The following is an 18,910-nucleotide window of genomic DNA, read 5'->3' as shown; positions in this document are numbered from 1 at the left end:
CTTGGCCGTCGACATTCCGGGAAGAAGGTTCCCATCCCCTGCCGGCATTGCTGTGGTGATATCGCGAATCTATCGTAGGGAATTTGGTAGGTCAGATTAGACGAAGTCGTAATCCGACACAGTGAAGGCATTCCCAAAGTGTCTTGTTGGATTACGGCTTCGCCTAATCCAACCTACAGCTTGAAGCGCCGGTCCAACAGAAATGGTTGGATTGAGGGGAGATATCGAAAAGGCCGGAAAGGCGGGGCCAGGAACGGATTTCTTAGCGGCGAACGAAAGATTCAGCCCCAAACACCCTCGGCAACCAATCCCCAACTCTCGTCGAAGTCAGTGGAGGGCAACCGCGAAAACGAGGAGCGGATGAACCGCTGAATCCGGCCTTCCACGAACACCAGGACAAAATCGGCGCCGCGGGCAGACGTGGTTCTGGGCCGCAGGCCCTGTCGGATTTCGCCTTCCTTGAGAGTCTGGCGTACCTGAGTTTCCAGGCGCTCGAAGAACTGGGAGGCACGTTTCCGAAGGCTGTCATCCTCGCCCATCAGGGCGTCTCCAGTCAGCACACAACACAACCCCGGATTGCGCTCTGCGAATACGAGTACCAGGTGGACCAGCTGCTGCAGGCGTACCCGCACGTCCTCCTGCTCCTGCAGGATCACCTGACAGCGGGAGAACACGGCATCTTCGGCGAACTCGATAAGCGCCTCGAACATTTTCCGCTTGCTGGGAAAATGCCGATACAAAGCCGCCTCGGTGACGCCCACGGATTTTGCAAGGCCCGCGGTGGTGATGCGGGCACCCGGATCTGTCTCCAGGAGTTCCACAAGAGCATGGAGAATCGCCTCTCGGCGACTAGGTTTCTGATCAGTCATGACAGGACAGCAGCGCTCTGATTTATCGTTGTCGGGACCGGTTGTTCAGGGCCGGCCCTCGGTTATCGTTAGTCAGGATTGTGCCCGAGATCAGAAGAAGGTGCCATCAATGGGCGAGGATGCGCTGGCATAGAGCTTCTTGGGCATCCGGCCCGCCAGGTAGGCTTCGCGGCCCGCCTCGATAGCGAGACGCATGGCATTGGCCATCCTGATCGGATCTTTGGCCTGGGCAATCGCGGTGTTCATCAGCACGCCGTCGCAGCCCAGTTCCATGGCGATGGTGGCGTCTGATGCAGTGCCGACGCCAGCATCCACAAGTACCGGTACCTTGGCGTTTTCCACAATCAGCCGGATATTGTACCGGTTCTGGATCCCCAGGCCGGAACCGATCGGCGCGCCGAGGGGCATAATGGCGACACAGCCCATGTCTTCCAGGCGCTTGGCCAGCAACGGGTCATCCGAGCAGTAAACCATAACCTTGAAGCCATCCTTGATGAGCTCCTCGGCGGCCATGAGCGTTTCGGTCATGTTCGGGTAAAGGGTCTTCTCCTCACCCAGGACTTCCAACTTCACCAGATCATGACCGTCCAGAAGCTCCCGGGCCAGCTTGCAGGTGCGTACGGCGTCTTTCGCGGTATAGCAGCCTGCCGTGTTGGGCAAAATGGTATAACTGCTTGGGGAAATCACATCCAGCAAGTTCGGCTCATCCGGGTTCTGGCCGAGGTTGGTGCGGCGCACCGCAACGGTAACAATCTCGGCACCGCTGGACTCGATGGCATGACCGGCTTCCATCATGTCACGATATTTGCCGGTCCCGACGAGCAAACGGGACTGGTAAACCCGTCCGGCAATTTCGAGCGGTCTGTCTTCTGGAAGCTGGAGTTCGGATGTCTCTGTCATAGTGTTCCTGAATAATTTGAATACTGGAGGATGGAAACTGCCGTGGTCGGTATGTTCGGCGGACCGGCCAATTCAGCCACCGCCAATAGCGTGAACGACTTCTACACGGTCGCCATCGCTCAGGGTAAATTCCGGGTGCCGGCTCCGCGGCACAATGTCCTCGTTAACCTCAACCGCCAGCCGCTTGCCCGCGAGAGCCATCTTTTCAATCAGCGTGGCTATGGTTGCGCCATTCGGCAGCTCCATTGCATCGCCATTCACCTGAACCTGCATCGTGACTCTTGAACCTCTGTATTCTTCACTTGTTCCGGCGGAGACCGGAGGTTATTAACAGCGCCCAGCCCACCATGAAGCACACCCCACCAAGGGGCGTGATCGGGCCGATCCAGCGGATATCCGTCAGCACCAGCAAGTAAAGACTGCCACTGAATAACAGGATGCCGGCCAGAAAAAATCCGGCTGACCAACCCAGCAAATTTTTGGACAGCCCTTGTCCGGCCAGTAACGCCAATAGAACCAGCGCTATGGAATGGTACATTTGATATGTGACGGCGGTCTGGAAAACTTCAAGCCCTCGCTCACTGACCAGGCTACGCAGGCCGTGTGCGCCAAAGGCGCCAGCCATCACCGCCAGGAGCGCCAGAAAAGCACCCGCAACCAGGGGTAATGCAAGGACCCGGCTCGCGGCCGGTGATACGGACTCAGCAGTCACAGTGGATCTTTTCTCCCGTATCAAGATTCATCATAGTTAATGCTCCACCCCAGACACACCCGGTATCCAGACCGATAAACCGGTCGCTGCCAGTTTTTCCTTCCAGGGCTGCCCAGTGACCAAACACCACACGGACATCGTCAGCACGAGGGAAATGAAACCACGGTTCGAAACCTTCCGGGGCGCTGTCAACGGCTTCCTTGGCCGCCAGCTCCAGGGTGCCATCCTCGGCAATAAAGCGCATGCGGGTGAAATAGTTGGTAATGACCCGCCAGCGGTCCATACCCTGCAGGGTTTCATCCCAGCGCTCGGGCTGGTTGCCGTACATGTGGGTGAAGTATTCCTCGGCGGCATCGCCCCGGATCACAGCTTCCACTTCCTGAGCGCGCGCCATGGCCTGGCTGACCGTCCAGATATGGGGCAAACCGGCGTGGGTCATCACCAGATTCCGGTCCGGATCGTGAACGCACAGATTCTGTTGCCGAAGCCAGTTCACCAGCCGGTCGTGATCCGGTGCTTCCAGAATGTCCGCCAGGGTGTCTTTGCGGCGCGTCTGATGACCACCCAGAGACACCGCCAGCAGATGCAGGTCATGATTGCCGAGCACCACTACCGCTGAATCACCGAGGGTTTCGATATACCTCAGAGTTGCCAGTGAGGACGGTCCACGATTGATCAGGTCTCCGGCCACCCACAAACGGTCACGGGAGGGAGAGAAATTCACTTTGTCCAGGACATCCCTCAAACGCTCGTAACAGCCCTGAATATCGCCTATGGCGTAGTCAGTCATCACTTACCTCGATTGCCGGATTTGCTGAGCCCTTCTCGTCAACCAGCAGGTCTGCGATGGCCACGAAATCGGCCAGTCCAAGATTCTCGGGGCGCAGGCCATCATTGATGCCCAGGCTCTGGAGCTGCTCGACCGACACCATACCGCCGAGTGCCTTGCGCAGAGTTTTCCGCCGTGCATTGAACGCCGTGCGGACCACGGCCTGAAGTGTCGTCAGATCCTTCGCCGGGTGCGGAAGCGTCTCGTGAGGCACCAATCGGACAATCGCCGAATCCACCTTGGGCGCCGGGCGGAAAGCGCCAGGCCCAACTTCAAAGAGCGGCTGAACCTTGCAGAAATACTGGGTCATGATGCCAAGGCGCCCGTAATTGTTGTCACCCGGCACCGCTGCCATCCGCTGAACCACCTCTTTCTGCAGCATGAAGTGCATGTCCTGCACAACACCGGCCTGGGACAGAAGGTGGAAGATCAGGGGCGTGGAGATGTTGTAAGGCAGATTACCGATGATTCGCAGAGGCCGGTCAACCATCAGTTGGCTGAAATCAAACTTGAGCGCGTCCGCCTCGTGAATCCGGAACTCGGGATAGTTGAAGAACTTGGTGCGCAGCACCGGAATCAGATCCCGATCCAGCTCCACTACCTGGAGCTTCGGATTCACCGCCAGTATTTCCTCGGTCAGCGCACCCAGGCCGGGGCCAATTTCCACGATGGCGTCATCCGGTTTCGGGTTAATGGCGCGGATGATCTGCTCTATGACCCCCGGATCATGGAGGAAATTCTGGCCAAACCGTTTTCTGGCCTGGTGGCCGGCTTTGTTGCTCACGAACGGGTCTCTTCAATTGCAGATTTGCGACAACGAGCCATTTGCTCGCCCACCTTCAAGGCTGTATTCAGACTGCCGCCATCGGCCCGGCCGGTTCCCGCCAGATCCAGAGCCGTGCCATGGTCCACGGACGTGCGCACAATCGGCAGTCCAAGGGTAATGTTAACGGCCCGTCCAAATCCCTGGAACTTGAGTACCGGCAGTCCCTGATCGTGGTACATGGCCAGAACCGCATCCGCCTGGCTTAACCAGTGCGGGGTAAACAGGGTATCGGCAGGTAAAGGTCCGGTCAGAGAAATGCCTTCGGCACGCAGAGACTCTAGGGTTGGCTCGATGGTATCGATTTCCTCCCGACCGAGATGACCACATTCACCGGCATGGGGGTTCAGGCCGGCCACCAGTATCCTGGGCCGGGCAATGCCGAAGAACTTTTTCAGATCGGCATCGAGAATCCGCGTCACCTGAGTCAGGCGCGCCGGGGTAATGGCGGCGGAAACGTCCTTTAGCGGCAGGTGGGTCGTTACCAGCGCAACCCGCAGTTCTTCGGTTGCCAGCATCATGACCACCCGCTCCACGCCACAAAGCTCCTGCAGGAATTCGGTATGGCCGCTGAACGCGATGCCGGCATCGTTGATAACGCCTTTGTGGACAGGTGCCGTCACCATGCCGTCAAAATCGCCATTGAGGCAGCCGTTGGCGGCAACTTCCAGCGTTCTGAGCACATAGGCACTGCTGCCAGTATCCACGGTGCCCGGCTGGTGATTGGCGCAACCGTCCACGTGCAGCACCGATAGCAGGCCTGCTTCCATTTCTGGCGCTTCTCCGGGCTGCCAGGGTCGCAGTTCAACCGCCAGATTCATTTCCTTCGCCCGGGCTTCCAGTAATGGCCTGCTGGCAACCACCACCACTCCCGCGGTCCTGGCCTCCAGCGCCAGCTGCAGACACAGCTCCGGGCCAATGCCGGCGGGTTCGCCGGCGGTAAGCGCCAGCACCACGGGATCAGTCATCAGGATACCGGCTCTTCGTCTGCAGGCTCGTCCTTGGCGTACTCGCCCTTGAACTCGATAAAGGCCTCATCACGGATCTCCTGAAGCCAGTTCTGCAATTCGGTTTCAAACTTGCGCCGATAGATGGCCTGGCGGGCTTCGGCGTCGCGCACATCGCCGCTAATGTCTTTCTGGCGGCGCTCCTGGACTTGCAGGATGTGCCAGCCAAACTGGGAACGGAACGGCCCGCGCAACTCGCCAATGTCGGCATCCAGCATGGCCTGTTCAAACGCCGGCACCATCTGACCCGGGCTTACCCAGCCCAGATTCCCGCCGTCGGAACCGGACACCGGATCGTCAGAATACTCCCTGGCCAGGGCACTGAAGCTGGCTCCGTTCTGAAGCTGTTGGTAAAGGTCGCGGATCAAGGTCTCGGCCTGGTTGTCGGTGGTTGCCTCGGAGGGCCGGACCAGGATGTGACGGACACGATGCTGCTGGATCATCTGCTGCTGCTCACCGCCGCGCTTGTCCATAACCATCACCAGGTGGAAGCCGCTGTTGTTTTCCAGAACTTCCGACGGCTCACCCACCGGCAGCTCCGGCACAACCGGGGCGACCAGAGACGGCAGCTGGCCTTCGGCCCGCCAGCCCATATCCCCACCTTCCAGGGCGTTACTGGCATCAGACTCGGCAACAGCCACCTCGCGGAAATCACGACCACTGGCAATCTCGTTGCGCAGACGCTCAGCTTTTCCCCGAGCCGCATCCACCTCCGCCTCGTCGGACGGGTCATCAACGCTCACAAAAATGTACGCCAACCTGTACTGGGCGTTATTGCCCCCACGGGCTTCCAGACTCTCCAGATAATTTTCAACTTCCCGATCGGTCACCCGAACCCGGTTGCCGACCTGGCGCTGCTGAACCCGGCTGGTCAGCATCTCCTTGCGGATCTGTTCGCGGGCCTGGTTGTAGGACACGCCTTCGGCTTCGAGCTGGTTTTCAAACTGCGCCAGGCTCATGCCATTGCGGTCGGCAATGTTGGCCATGGTCTCATTCAGCTCGTTATCGCTGATACGCATTCCAGCACGGTCCGCCATCTGCATCTGGATCGATTCGGTAATCAGTTGGTCAAGCACCCGTTCTTCCAGGACCTGCCTCGGCGGCAGCGCCGTGCCCTGTGCACTGAGCCTGCTTGTAATGGTACTGATTCGCGCCTCCAGCTCGGTCTGCAGGATGACATCCTCGTCGACGATGGCCACTACCTGGTCCAGCAGCTTTCGCTCGGCCTGAACAGACAACGGGGCCAGAACGGCAAGAAGAACCAGTAACGCTTGTACACCATGGCGAAGGGTCGCCTTCATAATCACCTCTGCAAATAGAATTTGAGCTTTTCTGGCGTTTTGGGGGCCTTAGTCCGGGATCCACTCAGGGAGTTCCAAAACGACGACGCTCCCTTTCATCAAAACCGTAAAGGGCCTCGGAAATACTTGATGAGGCACCATCGCTGCCACCGAGGCCCTTCAGCTGAATCTGGAACAGTATGCGGCTTTCAAGCTCCCGGTCGTCGGTCAGGTAGTTCTGGTGAACCACTTGAACACTCCAGCAACAGTTATTGTATTCGAGCCCGGCCAGGGATCCGACGGTTCGGTCAAGTTCCGAATCATAGACCCAGCGGCCGATCAGACTAACACGGTCCGACACCGGGAAAACCGCCGCAATATCCGACTGTTCCAGTTCGTCCCGGCTGTAGGTGTGCCCCACACTGGCCAGGTACCGGTAGTCCCTGGAGTGAAAGGTCAACTGGCTCCGGCCCTCTTCGGTATCGCCGGTGTCGGGATCCCACAGGCCGGAGGAGCGGATCTCAAGGGTATCAAACGGGTTAAGCACGACTTCACCCGCCAGCGGAGAACGGCTCCGGGTACCGGCACCCTCGCCAAACAGGGTCACCTCGCGATCCTCAAAATACTGGACCTGACCAATACTGAACCGGGCACGCTCGGAACCAGTGAGCAGGTCATTGAAACGGCTGGTCAGGGCAACGGTCAACTGGTTGGCATCGCCTACCCGGTCACCTCCGGTGAAGCGGTCCGGGCGAAACAGTTGCTCAAAACGAAAGGTCTGGAGGTCGGTGTCGAAATCCGGAATGTCGTTCTGATCCGGATCGGCATCGGCCCAGGCGTAATAGAGCCGGGGCTCCAGAGTCTGGTTGTAAGGCACATCAAACAGGCTGCTCTGTCGGTCGAAATACAACCCGTTATCCCATTCGGCAACCGGCACAGTACGGTCAAAGGTGCCATCGCCCAGTGTGTAGTCCTCCAGATCATAGCGGGTGTAATCCACGCTCACCGAAGGCCGGCTGAAACCCCACAATGCCCGCATTGGCAACGCCAGTTCCGGTCGGGCACGGAAACGCTGGCCGTTGGCCCGGTCCAGACCGGTGAGTGCTTCGTTATCCCGGTAAAACACCGTGTACTGGCTTTCCAGGCTGGCCTCGACAATCCCCGCACCAGTCTGGCCTGCGTAGATCACTTCTGGCAACTGGGCATAGGGCTTGTCCACATCAGCGATGCGGTCACTGATGGTCTGGTAATCATTGAGGTAGGCATCGAAATACTGCTGATCGCTTCGGTAGGTCACCCCGCCTTTTCTCTGCAGGTGGGTTGCCTGATTGATCTCCAGGCTGCGGTTCAGGTCGCTGAGATAGTCCTCATCGCTCACCGCGGAAAAATCCCCATAGCCCCGCCAGCCAAGGCCGAAGGCAGCCCGGGTCGTGGCATCCAGGGCCCAGCGCTCACCGGATTCACCGGGATTTTCTTCCTGGAACGCCGAATCATTGCCGATGTACCCAAGCTGCAGGGTAGTTTCCCCGAGAGAGCTGAGGTACCGGCCTTCGACTTCGTTGAACAGGCCACGGCCATGAATGTACTGGGGCATCAGCGTCGCGTCGTAATGGGGTGCCAGGTTGAAGTAATAGGGCACGGCGAGAAAGCCGCCGCTGCCGGCACTGGAAGAGCCGAACTGCGGGTATAGGAAACCGGACTTGCGGCGATCATCAATGGGAAAGCTCGCCCACGGCCAGTAGAACACCGGCACATCCAGGACTTCCAATCGAACGTGTTTGGCGGTACCGAATCCTTGCGCCCGATCCAGCCTGATATCCGAGGCAACGATGGCCCAGTCATTCTGTCTGGGGCCGCAGGTGGTCAGAAAGCCATCTTCAATGACGACCTGCTCCTCGCTGATACGTGCCAGGCTGCCGGCGCTACCGCGCATTTCGGGGCCGTGCAGAAGAAACGTCGCGGTGTTGATATCCAGGCGGCCGGTATCCACATCATAATTCGCGTTCTCACCGGTCAGGAGGAAGCCCTCGCCTCGACTGACCAGTGGCCCCTGAACCGACACTGCGCCCTGCTGCTGGCTGTAACGGGCTTCTGAACCGGTTACCTGGAAGCCACCCTGGCGGATCCGGACATCGCCCTGGAGAAACAACTCGCGGTCAATTTCATACCGGGCATTCAGGCCTCTAGCCTCCAGCGGTTGTTCGGCATCAGCGCCATTGGCAAACGCACTGTCAACGCCATTGCTTCTACCGGACGGCAAATAACCACCGTCACAGAACAGGGGCAACGAAGACCGCACCTCGGTTGGCAGTTCCGCCCTGGGCCGCCAGTCAATTTCCGCCGCTGATGGTGCTGTCTGAGCGTGACCTGCCGCCCCCACCAAACCCAGAAGCGCGGCCAGCAACAAACGGCCATACCGGCTCTGCCACCGGGCTTCCGGCGATTGCAGTGGGCGTTCGGGACATGGCACGGTGGCTGGATCCTGTTCCGGGTGAATTGGAGGACGGGCAATATTTACCGGCGTCTAGTTTACACGTGCCCTCCGGGGTTGTTAACGGAAACTCCGCTGCAAAACCGATTTACCCTCTTTATACTCGTCTGCTAACTTTCGCTGTCAGCGACAACTTAATTTACAGGATCGCAACCCGAGCTATGGACACCCGCCTGCAGTTGCTGACCAACTGGGTCAGACAGTTCCCCGGCTTCGAACAGAGCGAAGCCGAACCTGTTTCCGGCGATGCCAGTTTTCGCCGCTATTTCCGGGTCTGGCCGCACGCCAATCAGGCGACGGCTCCCGGTGACGGCGTGCCGTTTATCGTTATGGATGCGCCCCCGGAACATGAAGACTGCGAACCCTTCGTGGCCATCGCACGGCACTGGCACCAGCAGGGCATTGCCGTGCCGAACATTGTCCAGGCCGATCTGAAACAGGGCTTCCTGCTGCTGGAGGATTTTGGTGACCAGCTGATGCTTGGCCAGTTGAACAACGACTCCGCAGACCAGCTCTACCGGAACGCCCTGGAGGAGCTGACCCTGATTGCCCGCCAGACTTCACCCAGGGATTACCCGCTACCACCCTACGATGCCACCCTGCTCGAGCGGGAAATGGCGCTGTTTCCGGACTGGCTGCTGGAGCAGCATCTGGGCATGAGCCTTGAAAACAGCGAGCGGGCTCTGCTGGACACCACCTTTTCCATGCTGCGGGAAAGCGCTCTGGCGCAACCGGAAGTGACGGTTCATCGGGACTACCATTCCCGAAACCTTCTGGTTCGCCCGAATCAACCGCCCCCGGGTGTCATCGATTTCCAGGACGCGGTTGCCGGGCCGGTCACCTACGATGTGGTCTCGCTGCTGAAGGACTGCTACATCCAATGGCCGGAGGAACGCATCTGCGAGTGGCTGGAAGACTACCGCCAGAGCAGTCTCGATGCGGGCCTACACCGCGCCGACCGGGAGACCTTCCGACAGTGGTTTGAACTGATGGGCATGCAGCGGCACCTGAAGGCCGCCGGGATTTTCGCCCGGCTGTCGATCCGCGATGGCAAGCACGGCTACCTCAAGGATATTCCCCGAACCGTTCAGTACCTGATCGTTGCCAGCAGCCGGCAGCCGGCCCTTCGCCACTTCCACGAATGGCTCAGCGATATGGTTATGCCCCGGATCGAGGCGAGCATCGGCCCGGCCCCGGGTCAGGAGCACCTGCCCCAGTGAAGGCCATGATTCTCGCTGCCGGCAAAGGTGAACGCATGCGGCCACTGACGCTGGCCACACCAAAGCCCCTGCTAAGGGCTGCCGGCAAGCCTCTGATCAGCTACCATCTGGACCACCTACGGCGGGCAGGAGTCTGTGAGGTGGTGATCAACCACGCCTGGCTGGGTGACAAGATCGAGGAAACCCTGGGCAATGGCGAGCAGTTCGGACTGTCCATTGAATATTCCCGGGAAGGCGAACCGCTGGAAACCGCCGGCGGCATAGTGCGCGCCCTGCCTCTGCTTGCCGATGACAAGTCTGACTGGATTCTGGTGATCAACGGCGATATCTGGAGCGATTTCGACCTGTCACAACTGACACCGCCGACTGAAGCGGACGCCTTGCTGGTTGTCACCGACAACCCGCCACACCATCCAGAAGGCGACTTTCACCTGACCGATCAGGGACGGCTCATTGGCGACGGGCCGGACAAGTTGACGTTCACCGGCATCAGCCTGTTGCACCGGCGGCTGTTCGAAGGCCTGACTGACCGGGCGGGAAAGCTGGGCCCGGTGCTGCGCAATGCCATGGGCGAAGGCCGCGTGAAAGGCCTTTACCATCCGGGACAATGGGTAGACGTGGGCACCCCGGAACGCCTGCAGGCACTGGACAGGCAACTGGGCAACAGGGAATCCGAGAGCCATGGCGGGCAGTAACAGGCAACCGGCGCTGCCGGCCCGGATGGAAGCCGAGTTCTCCAGCCTGATGCGGGAACTTTCGGCCTGTGGTCATCAGGCCCCTGCGCTGATCGAGCGCGCACGCCTGCCCCGCTGGTGCGGACATTCTCTGTTTTTCTTCCTCGGCTATATCGCCAAGGCAGACGGACGGGTGACCGAGGCCGACATTGGCTATGCCGAATCGCTGATCAAGGCCATGAGGCTGTCGAAACGCCAGCGCAGACGGGCCATTGGCTGGTTCCAGCAGGGCAAGTCGGCCGGGCAGCTGCCGTTTATCCGTGGGCTGGCCATGCGCCTTTCCCACCGTCTCTGGCCAGCTCCCGCGTTGAAAACCGCCATCTGTCTCTGCCACGCCAGCCAGCTTAACGGCCGCCCCGGCAAACCCAGACGTTATCGCTGTGAGGACGCCATTGACCAGATTGGTCTGCCGGTAAGAATCAGCGAGGACATTTTCGACAGTTATGCCAGCAAGGTCTGGATCCGGCACAGCGAGAACCTTTCCAGACCCACCAGCTATCAGCAGGCCTGTGAACTTCTAGGGGTTACCCGCCGGGATTCCCTGGAAGTGATCAAACGGGCCTATCGCAAGAAGATATCCGAGTGCCACCCGGACAAGCTTGCCCAACAGCAGGTCAGTGACCGCGACCGAAGCCTGGCCAAGGAACGCCTGCTCCACTACCAACAGGCCTGGGAACTGATAAAGCGCCACAACACCCTCCGCCCCTAACGCTCGCGGAATTCCAGCCAGGCGGCAACACGACTGGCCACGCCATCGCCCAGAGACTCAGGCGCAGGACTGACCCAGGGAATCGGTTGTCGCTCGAAACCACTCATCCCGGCCCGACGCAACCTCATGCCAATACTCCAGTCCGATTTATCATCAACGAGTCCGGAGGGATACAGCTCCAGCAGGTCCATGCCCAGCGATGCCAGACGTTCCGGCAGATCTGACCGGTCAACGGGATAAAACTCGGGAGCCACCCAGACAAGCGCAGAGGCATCGGCGCCATCCAATACCCGGTTGGTCACGTGTATACTGGCTCGCCCGACACCGAGAACAGCCGGTGTTTCATAGCCCCGCTCAACCAGCAGGGCCAGCCCTGCCTGGAGCATCTGGTTGATCCGGCTTCTGTAGCGCGCCTCAAGATCATCGGCACCCTCGGAAGCCATGACATCGATCATTACCGATTCTGATGCTTCCTGTTCACCCGAGCCCGCTTCAGTCGCCGGCTTCTCGACCACCGGCCGCATCAGGACCTCACTCAGAACCGGCGAGGGCGACTCCAGACCCAGCGAGAATACGGCCCAGCCCCGGGAAGCCAGCCCCGCCGCCAGTGGCCCGGTCAACCCGGAAGCAGCAGTTTCGCCTTCATCTGACAGAACCAGCACCGCGCCGCGGGCCGGCAACCTGGCTTCCGGATAGAACAGCCCAAGCGCCCGGTCGCCCTCCTCAAGCTCCAGCCATACCGCTGACTCGGGAAAGCTCTGGGTCAGGGAGCGTTCGCCGGTGCCCGTCCAGACCAGGGCCCGACTCGCAGACTCCGAAGCCGGCGCCGCCGTGTCTCCCGTCTCGCCGGCCGGCTCACCCTCCGCCTGCCCGAAGGTGGTGGACGGCATGACAGACATCAGCGCCAGGATGAAAAACCAGAACACGCCGGGCCGGTAAATCTCGAATCTCTGCACAGATACTGATCCTTTGACTGCGAAAAAACGCCACTGAGCTGTTAGACTAGCAGCCATTCTGAATGTGCGGCAGGGACCGCTGACCACGCCATTATCCATTGTTGTGAGAGAGCCGTCATGAATCCTTACCTGATTGCCCCATCCATCCTGTCTGCCGATTTTGCCCGCCTTGGCGAGGAAGTCGACAACGTACTGGCCGCCGGCGCCGATGTCGTGCACTTTGATGTGATGGACAATCACTATGTACCCAATCTCACCATTGGCCCCATGGTCTGCGAGGCGCTGCGCAAGCATGGCGTGACCGCCCCCATCGATGTACACCTGATGGTATCGCCGGTCGACGATCTCATACGTAAGTTTATCGACGCCGGGGCCAGTTACATTACCTTCCACCCGGAAGCGACCAACCACATTGACCGTTCATTGCAATTGATTCGCGACGGCGGCTGCCAGGCAGGCCTGGTGTTCAATCCGGCCACGCCACTGCATTACATGGATCATGTGATGGACAAGCTGGACATGGTGCTGATGATGTCGGTAAACCCCGGCTTTGGTGGCCAGAAGTTCATTCCCGGCACCCTCGACAAGCTCCGGGAAGCCCGCAAGCGCATTGATGCCAGCAACTACAATATCCGCCTGGAAATCGATGGTGGCGTGAAGACCGAGAACATTCGGGAAATCGCCGAGGCCGGTGCCGACACCTTCGTGGCGGGGTCTGCCATCTTTAACACCGACGACTACAAAACCACCATAGATGCTATGCGCGAAGAACTGGAGCAGGCCCGCAGGGTGATCAGCCAATGAGTCTGGCGGGTTTGTTCAACCCTCGCTGGCCGGGCGTTGCCCTGTTCGATCTCGACGGCACCCTGGTGGACAGCGCCCCGGATCTGGCAGCGGCCGTGGATCAGATGCTGGAGCATCTGGGGCGTTCACCGGCGGGAATTGATCGGGTACGGAACTGGGTAGGCAACGGCGCCAGCGTTCTGGTGCGCCGGGCGCTGGCCGGCCAAGTGGACTGGGAACCGGCGAAGCCGAAAGACGATGCCCTTTTCAAGGATGCCCTGGCGATTTTCTATCACGCCTACGGCACCATCAACGGGCAGCATTCAGTGGTCTATGCCGGTGTCGAGGCCTGCCTCACGCATCTGAAGAATCAGGGCTGCAGACTGGGTATCGTCACCAACAAGCCGGAACAGTTCGTGGCGCCTCTGCTGGAACAGATGGGGCTGGACCACTGGTTTGATCTGACCGTGGGCGGTGACACCCTGCCGGTCAAGAAACCCGATCCGGCCCCCCTGCTTTATGCCATGGAAAACCTGGGCGGAACCCGGGGAACCACGGTGATGGTGGGCGACTCCGGGGCGGATATTAATGCCGCACTGGCAGCAGGCATTCCCTGCGTAGCGGTCCGTTACGGCTACAACTACGGACCCGCAGTGGATACCCTCGGTGCCGATGCGGTTGTTGATTCGCTGGCCGAGCTTTTGTAAAGATGCAACTCCGATTTCAGGAAACCGCACCATGACCCCCGAGCAATTCGCCGAGCTCGCCGACGCCGGCTTTAACCGCATCCCCGTATACCGCGAGGTTCTGGCCGATCTCGACACGCCTCTGAGCACCTACCTCAAACTCGCCAGCGGACCCTATTCCTACCTGTTCGAATCCGTTCAGGGCGGGGAGAAATGGGGCCGGTATTCGATCATCGGCCTGCCCAGTCACGAAGTGCTGAAGGTCTTCGACCACCGGGTGGAGATCAGCCGCGGCGGCGAGGTTGTCGAAACCGAGGAAGTGGACGATCCGCTGGCCTTTGTCGAGACCTATCAGAAACGCTTCCATGCACCGGATCTGGACGAGCTGCCCCGGTTTAACGGCGGCCTGGTGGGCTACTTCGGCTACGACACCGTGCGCTACATAGAAAAACGGCTGCGCAAGAGCTGTCCGCCGGACAAAATCGGCACGCCGGACATCCTGTTGATGGTGTCCAACGAGATCGTAGTGTTCGACAACCTTCGGGGCAAGCTGCATCTGATTGTCCATGCCGATCCGGCCATTGAGGGCGCCTTCGAAAAGGCACAGAGCCGCATTGATCAGCTGGAGAACCATCTGCACCGACAAACCGCTGACGCGCCCCGCACCCCAGAACACCTGCGCGGCAAGGCCGTGGACGAGAGCGACTTCATCTCCGGCTTTAGCCAGGACAAATTCGAAGCCGCGGTAGACAAGATCAAGGGCTACGTGCTCGACGGCGATGTGATGCAGACGGTGATCTCCCAGCGTATGTCGATTCCCTTCGAGGCACCGCCGCTGAACCTGTACCGGTCGCTTCGGGTGCTGAATCCTTCCCCCTACATGTATTTCCTGGATCTGGGTGACTTCCACATCGTGGGTTCCTCCCCGGAAATCCTGGCCCGGGTGGAAGACGAGGAAGTGACGGTTCGACCGATCGCCGGCACCCGAAAGCGGGGCGCCACCGATGCCGAGGACAAGGCGCTGGAAGCAGAACTGCTGGCTGATCCGAAAGAAATTGCCGAGCATCTGATGCTGATCGACCTGGGCCGTAACGATGCCGGCCGGGTGTCGGAAACCGGCACAGTCCGGCTGACCGACAAGATGATCGTGGAGCGCTACTCCCACGTGATGCACATTGTTTCCAACGTCACCGGCCGGCTGAAAGACAACACCAGTTGCCTGGATGTGCTGCGGGCCACCCTGCCTGCAGGCACCCTCAGTGGTGCGCCCAAGATCCGGGCCATGGAGATTATCGACGAGCTGGAGCCGGTCAAGCGTGGGGTCTACGGCGGCGCCGTAGGCTACCTGTCCTTCAACGGCAACATGGATACCGCCATTGCCATCCGTACCGCTGTGATCAAGGACAACACCCTGCACATCCAGGCCGGCGCAGGCGTAGTGGCCGATTCGGTGCCCCGCCTCGAGTGGAAGGAAACCATGAACAAGGGCCGTGCGATTTTCCGCGCGGTGGCCATGACGTACTATGATTTTGACCACTGAAATGAAACACGAAACTATCTTTGTGGCAGTGACTGCTGGCTAATTCGGGGACAAACAACCAATCTGATCAAATGATTCAGCTTTCTCACGGAACAGATAAGAGAGGCTTTAGGCACTATGCTGACCACGGAAGGTGTCATATTTTGGGTGCTTGGCGCGCTGACGTTCGTGTTAGCGTTCGCGACTCTTTTGCCTTTGTTGCGCCACCCTCACTGGGCGGTTCGAGGACTGGATTTCCCTCGTCTGCAAATTGCCTTCGTCGCATTTGTCCTGTTAGTGCTTCAGCTGACCCTGCTAAACATGGAGAGTGTCGCCAGCTGGCTTATGGTCGCAGCGACGATCGCCGCCCTGGTCGGCCAACTCTGGTGGATTGCCCCCTACACCGTCCTCTGGCCCCGGCAGGTAAAAACGTCACGGAAGCCTGATCCCGATTATGCCCTCACTATTCTGACCTCGAACGTGCTGACCTCCAATCGGGATGCACAGTCCCTTATTCAGCTTGTGCAAAAGCATGCCCCGGATGTGCTTGTGACGCTGGAATCGAATCGATGGTGGGAAGAGCAGCTGGGAGTGCTGGAGAGCGAGATGCCATTCACCATCAAATGCCCGCTGGAAAATCTTTATGGCATGCATGTGTACTCGCGACTGCCTTTGCATGAATCGACGTGTCGGTATCTGATCGAGGAAAACGTGCCATCCATGCACGCACTGGTTGAGCTGCGAACAGGTGATCAGGTCCGGATCCACTTCCTGCATCCGGCGCCACCCAGCCCGACTGAAAACTCTGAGTCCAAGGAGCGGGACGCGGAGCTCGTTATGGTCGGCCGAAACGTGGCCGACAGCGAGGAACCCATCGTCGTGACCGGAGATCTGAACGATGTCGCCTGGTCGCCGACCACACGCCTGTTTCGAAAAGTAAGCGGGTTGCTGGACCCCCGCGTAGGCCGCGGCCTGTATGCGACCTTTCACGCAGACCATTGGTGGCTGCGCTGGCCGCTGGACCACCTGTTCCACAGCGAGCATTTCACACTCGATTTCATGGCGCGCCTGCCATCGATTGGTTCCGACCACTTTCCTTTGATGACCCGCATTATGCTGGCGCCAGAACGGGGACGCGACCAGGAACCCTTGCCTGCCGAAGCCGGTGATCAGGAATACGCACGGAGCCTGGCGCAGGAACAGGGTGCCAGCAAAAAGGATGTGCCTGAGCCAGGCGAGTAGACCAAACCCAGAGGCACTGGCATCCTGGTCAGGACGCCGGGTCCACGCGGCGATATCGGGCTTCGAGCAGACTATAGACACCGAATGCAAGCAGGCCCAGAGCCACCAGGCCCATCAGCCAGGTTCCGAAAGGCTGACGCCGAAATGTGCTGTACACCTCCCCGATTCCGCCCGCCTGCTCGGGATTTATTTGGTAGGCAGCCAGTATAAAGAGCACGCCGACAATCAGAAAAGCAATACCTCGGGTTATCAAACCAAAGCGGCAGATCGGGTAGGCCCACTGTTGAGTTTTCCGGGGCATCGCAAAGTGCTTGGCAAACTTTGCTTTTACGCCTTTGACGCCATGGGCGATACCGGCCCCGATAACCGCCACGCCAACCGCCGCCACTGCCCAGCGGCCGAAAGGTTGCCGCATTAACCAGTCAGCAAGGCCCTCCGAACCCCCACCGGATGAGCCGCCAATGGTGAATATCAACCTGACAGCGAAGAGTGCAAGCAGCGTGTGGGTTACCGCACTGACCATCAAGCCAACCCGAATTGCAGCACCTTTCACATCTGTACCGTGATGATCGGTATCCTGGACGGCCTGGATGGTCCGCCACATTGCATATCCGATCAGCCCTACCGCTAGCACAATCAGCAGGAAATCACCCATAGGTGCGGTTAAGACTCGCTCCAGAGCACCCCGGCTTCCGGTGGTCTGGCCCCCTTCGCCAAAGGCCGCCACCGCGGCCAGACCACCGATCAGAAGATAAACAACACCGCGGGCTGCATAACCCAGGCGGGCCATAACGGTGATCGCGGATTCAGTATCGAACATGGACAACCTCCCTGGTTTTTAGCCACCCTGCGTCGGATCACTGAATGTCAGCGCTGCGGTTCACTTGCCCAACAACTCACCCACAGGCCGCAAGTTAACGATGTGATCACAGAGCGTTTTGGTAATCATCAGTATCGGTGTTGCAACAATTAACCCGATCGGGCCCCACAGCCAGCCCCACAATAAGAGGCCGATAAAGATCGCGACAGGATTAAGGCTTGATACATAACTGGTGAGCAACGGGGTTAGCAGGTTGCCCTGGATGCTGGTGATCAAGAGTGACACCAAGGCTACGAATAACGCCATCCCGACGTCGCCGAACTGCAGAAAGGCGGCGACACCGGTCCCTATTAGAACCAGAAATGGCCCCAGATAGGGAACTGCGCTCGCTACCCCGGCGACCACTCCCCAGAATAAGGCCTGCTCTACCCCAAGCGCCCAGAAAGCCATCCATGTGGCCACGCCAACAAAAACCGCCCCGACCACCATGACGAAAAGGAATCGTCGCACCTGGCGGTGGAACTCCTTCATGAGCTTGGCCGCTTTGCGCATGCGCCGGAATGAAGGCCCTGAAAGCGTTACCAGCTTGCGCCGATAGAGCGATCCAGCAGAAAGCAAAAAGTAGGTTAACAGGAGTACGGAGAACAACTGTGAGATCAAAACCAGCAACGTTGGTGAGCCCTCGATGATATACTCCTGCACGTCCATGGGCTTGTCTATGACCTGAACTTGCCTCACGCCACGAGTCGACGGCCCTGGTTCCCCCTTGTCCTGGTCGGTTGTCTCTTCGATCTCCTTCGCGGCCGTTTGGGCCTTTTCCACGATGCCCTCACCTTCCTCGACAGAATGGGCTTGTTTGTATTGGAGCTTGTCCATTGCTCGGGGGATTTTATCAAGCATTTCCATAGCCTCTTGCTTTAATGGAACGCTCGATGCTGCCGAAATGCCCAATAATGCGAATAGCACGACCGCGGCTCCGAGGGGCCGGGGCACTTTGAAGCGTTGGAGAGCCGATACGATAGGGTCGAGCGTATAGCTGACGAGCAGGGAAACAACCAGTGGCAGCAAAACTGCTTGAGCCCAGTTGATGAAATAAAGAGTTGCGATAACGGCTAACACCACCAACGACATACTTCGGATGCTGATCGCCTCGATCAGCGCGGCCGTCGAGTGATAATCGTTTAACGGGAGTACCCTTCCAGCTTCAGTTTTTTTACGCTCTTCCATGGCGGCTGCGGCCTCACATGCTCTGAGCATGTTTTGTTACTGGTGAATATAGTTTGTTTTGTTACTGGTGAGTGTAGCTTTTTTTGCAGGCAGGCAGGCAGGC

The 18,910-nt window shown here is 59.2% G+C and carries 19 protein-coding genes; 7 read left to right on the top strand and 12 right to left on the bottom strand.

What is annotated here, in order from left to right; translation table 11 throughout:
- Positions 1 to 281: 281 nt before the first annotated feature.
- The 9 genes from slmA to CFT65_RS04585 form a co-directional block, all read right to left on the bottom strand.
- Positions 282 to 869: a nucleoid occlusion factor SlmA gene (gene slmA, locus CFT65_RS04625; protein ID WP_088826829.1), complete on the bottom strand. Its 588-nt coding sequence runs from the start codon at positions 867 to 869 to the stop codon at positions 282 to 284.
- Between the two features lie 90 nt (positions 870 to 959).
- Positions 960 to 1,769, bottom strand: coding sequence for a thiazole synthase (locus tag CFT65_RS04620; RefSeq protein ID WP_088826828.1), 810 nt, complete (start codon positions 1,767 to 1,769; stop codon positions 960 to 962).
- 72 nt (positions 1,770 to 1,841) lie between these two features.
- Entirely contained in the window at positions 1,842 to 2,042 is a 201-nt protein-coding gene (gene thiS, locus CFT65_RS04615) for a sulfur carrier protein ThiS (protein ID WP_064229836.1), read from the bottom strand.
- A 25-nt stretch (positions 2,043 to 2,067) separates the two neighbouring features.
- Positions 2,068 to 2,394, bottom strand: a complete 327-nt coding sequence (locus CFT65_RS04610) for a DUF423 domain-containing protein (protein WP_088828154.1) — start codon at positions 2,392 to 2,394, stop codon at positions 2,068 to 2,070.
- Positions 2,395 to 2,470: 76 nt separating this feature from the next.
- Complete coding sequence (locus CFT65_RS04605) at positions 2,471 to 3,271, bottom strand: symmetrical bis(5'-nucleosyl)-tetraphosphatase (protein WP_088826827.1); 801 nt, start codon at positions 3,269 to 3,271, stop codon at positions 2,471 to 2,473.
- Positions 3,264 to 4,094, bottom strand: a complete 831-nt coding sequence (rsmA, locus tag CFT65_RS04600) for a 16S rRNA (adenine(1518)-N(6)/adenine(1519)-N(6))-dimethyltransferase RsmA (RefSeq protein WP_088826826.1) — start codon at positions 4,092 to 4,094, stop codon at positions 3,264 to 3,266. The genes CFT65_RS04605 and rsmA overlap by 8 nt, the downstream gene beginning before the upstream one ends.
- Positions 4,091 to 5,101: a 4-hydroxythreonine-4-phosphate dehydrogenase PdxA gene (gene pdxA / locus CFT65_RS04595; RefSeq protein ID WP_088826825.1), complete on the bottom strand. Its 1,011-nt coding sequence runs from the start codon at positions 5,099 to 5,101 to the stop codon at positions 4,091 to 4,093. Before pdxA ends, rsmA begins: the two co-directional genes overlap by 4 nt.
- Entirely contained in the window at positions 5,101 to 6,441 is a 1,341-nt protein-coding gene (locus CFT65_RS04590; protein WP_088826824.1) for a peptidylprolyl isomerase, read from the bottom strand. Before CFT65_RS04590 ends, pdxA begins: the two co-directional genes overlap by 1 nt.
- 64 nt (positions 6,442 to 6,505) lie before the next feature.
- Entirely contained in the window at positions 6,506 to 8,827 is a 2,322-nt protein-coding gene (locus CFT65_RS04585; RefSeq protein WP_088826823.1) for an LPS-assembly protein LptD, read from the bottom strand.
- Between the two features lie 245 nt (positions 8,828 to 9,072).
- On the opposite strand from CFT65_RS04585, the gene CFT65_RS04580 reads away from it, so the two are divergent.
- Genes CFT65_RS04580 through CFT65_RS04570 form a run of 3 tightly spaced genes read left to right on the top strand, consistent with a single transcriptional unit; the run spans position 9,073 to position 11,574 of the window.
- Complete coding sequence (locus CFT65_RS04580; RefSeq protein WP_088826822.1) at positions 9,073 to 10,131, top strand: aminoglycoside phosphotransferase family protein; 1,059 nt, start codon at positions 9,073 to 9,075, stop codon at positions 10,129 to 10,131.
- Positions 10,128 to 10,826: an N-acetylmuramate alpha-1-phosphate uridylyltransferase MurU gene (murU, locus tag CFT65_RS04575; protein WP_088826821.1), complete on the top strand. Its 699-nt coding sequence runs from the start codon at positions 10,128 to 10,130 to the stop codon at positions 10,824 to 10,826. Before CFT65_RS04580 ends, murU begins: the two co-directional genes overlap by 4 nt.
- Positions 10,813 to 11,574 carry a DnaJ domain-containing protein gene (locus tag CFT65_RS04570; protein ID WP_088826820.1) on the top strand — a complete coding sequence of 254 codons (762 nt, stop codon included), beginning with the start codon at positions 10,813 to 10,815 and terminating at the stop codon, positions 11,572 to 11,574. The genes murU and CFT65_RS04570 overlap by 14 nt, the downstream gene beginning before the upstream one ends.
- On the opposite strand, the gene CFT65_RS04565 is transcribed toward CFT65_RS04570, so the two are convergent.
- Positions 11,571 to 12,530, bottom strand: coding sequence for a DUF3530 family protein (locus CFT65_RS04565; protein WP_088826819.1), 960 nt, complete (start codon positions 12,528 to 12,530; stop codon positions 11,571 to 11,573). The two genes, CFT65_RS04570 and CFT65_RS04565, sit on opposite strands and share 4 nt — an antisense overlap.
- A 117-nt stretch (positions 12,531 to 12,647) precedes the next feature.
- Here CFT65_RS04565 and rpe point away from each other — a divergent pair, with 117 nt between their 5' ends.
- From rpe to CFT65_RS04545, 4 genes are all read left to right on the top strand, one after another.
- Positions 12,648 to 13,334 (top strand): ribulose-phosphate 3-epimerase, encoded by a 687-nt coding sequence (gene rpe / locus CFT65_RS04560; RefSeq protein ID WP_088826818.1) that lies wholly within the window; start codon positions 12,648 to 12,650, stop codon positions 13,332 to 13,334.
- Positions 13,331 to 14,020 carry a phosphoglycolate phosphatase gene (locus tag CFT65_RS04555; protein ID WP_088826817.1) on the top strand — a complete coding sequence of 230 codons (690 nt, stop codon included), beginning with the start codon at positions 13,331 to 13,333 and terminating at the stop codon, positions 14,018 to 14,020. The genes rpe and CFT65_RS04555 overlap by 4 nt, the downstream gene beginning before the upstream one ends.
- A gap of 31 nt (positions 14,021 to 14,051) precedes the next feature.
- A complete protein-coding gene (gene trpE, locus CFT65_RS04550; protein WP_088826816.1) occupies positions 14,052 to 15,539 on the top strand; it encodes an anthranilate synthase component I in 1,488 nt (495 codons plus the stop codon).
- A gap of 117 nt (positions 15,540 to 15,656) precedes the next feature.
- On the top strand, positions 15,657 to 16,760 hold the full coding sequence (locus CFT65_RS04545; RefSeq protein WP_088826815.1) for an endonuclease/exonuclease/phosphatase family protein: 1,104 nt from the start codon (positions 15,657 to 15,659) through the stop codon (positions 16,758 to 16,760).
- A 28-nt stretch (positions 16,761 to 16,788) separates the two neighbouring features.
- Here CFT65_RS04545 and CFT65_RS04540 read toward each other — a convergent pair whose 3' ends face one another.
- Positions 16,789 to 17,580, bottom strand: a complete 792-nt coding sequence (locus tag CFT65_RS04540) for a DUF1206 domain-containing protein (RefSeq protein WP_088826814.1) — start codon at positions 17,578 to 17,580, stop codon at positions 16,789 to 16,791.
- 60 nt (positions 17,581 to 17,640) lie between these two features.
- Positions 17,641 to 18,807, bottom strand: a complete 1,167-nt coding sequence (locus CFT65_RS04535; protein ID WP_088828153.1) for an AI-2E family transporter — start codon at positions 18,805 to 18,807, stop codon at positions 17,641 to 17,643.
- Positions 18,808 to 18,910 lie beyond the last annotated feature (103 nt).

Source organism: Marinobacter sp. es.048, assembly GCF_900188435.1.
In the GTDB taxonomy this organism is placed as follows: Bacteria; Pseudomonadota; Gammaproteobacteria; order Pseudomonadales; family Oleiphilaceae; genus Marinobacter.
Note: the sequence above shows the minus strand (reverse complement) of the source record. Positions and strands in the feature narration are given on the sequence as shown.

Coding starts and splice junctions, on each gene's coding strand:
- slmA (WP_088826829.1), bottom strand. CDS start 869: ATGACTGATCAGAAACCTAGTCGCCGAGAGGCGATTCTCCATGCTCTT.
- CFT65_RS04620 (WP_088826828.1), bottom strand. CDS start 1,769: ATGACAGAGACATCCGAACTCCAGCTTCCAGAAGACAGACCGCTCGAA.
- thiS (WP_064229836.1), bottom strand. CDS start 2,042: ATGCAGGTTCAGGTGAATGGCGATGCAATGGAGCTGCCGAATGGCGCA.
- CFT65_RS04610 (WP_088828154.1), bottom strand. CDS start 2,394: ATGGCTGGCGCCTTTGGCGCACACGGCCTGCGTAGCCTGGTCAGTGAG.
- CFT65_RS04605 (WP_088826827.1), bottom strand. CDS start 3,271: ATGACTGACTACGCCATAGGCGATATTCAGGGCTGTTACGAGCGTTTG.
- pdxA (WP_088826825.1), bottom strand. CDS start 5,101: ATGACTGATCCCGTGGTGCTGGCGCTTACCGCCGGCGAACCCGCCGGC.
- CFT65_RS04590 (WP_088826824.1), bottom strand. CDS start 6,441: ATGAAGGCGACCCTTCGCCATGGTGTACAAGCGTTACTGGTTCTTCTT.
- CFT65_RS04580 (WP_088826822.1), top strand. CDS start 9,073: ATGGACACCCGCCTGCAGTTGCTGACCAACTGGGTCAGACAGTTCCCC.
- CFT65_RS04570 (WP_088826820.1), top strand. CDS start 10,813: ATGGCGGGCAGTAACAGGCAACCGGCGCTGCCGGCCCGGATGGAAGCC.
- rpe (WP_088826818.1), top strand. CDS start 12,648: ATGAATCCTTACCTGATTGCCCCATCCATCCTGTCTGCCGATTTTGCC.
- CFT65_RS04555 (WP_088826817.1), top strand. CDS start 13,331: ATGAGTCTGGCGGGTTTGTTCAACCCTCGCTGGCCGGGCGTTGCCCTG.
- trpE (WP_088826816.1), top strand. CDS start 14,052: ATGACCCCCGAGCAATTCGCCGAGCTCGCCGACGCCGGCTTTAACCGC.
- CFT65_RS04545 (WP_088826815.1), top strand. CDS start 15,657: ATGCTGACCACGGAAGGTGTCATATTTTGGGTGCTTGGCGCGCTGACG.
- CFT65_RS04540 (WP_088826814.1), bottom strand. CDS start 17,580: ATGTTCGATACTGAATCCGCGATCACCGTTATGGCCCGCCTGGGTTAT.
- CFT65_RS04535 (WP_088828153.1), bottom strand. CDS start 18,807: ATGGAAGAGCGTAAAAAAACTGAAGCTGGAAGGGTACTCCCGTTAAAC.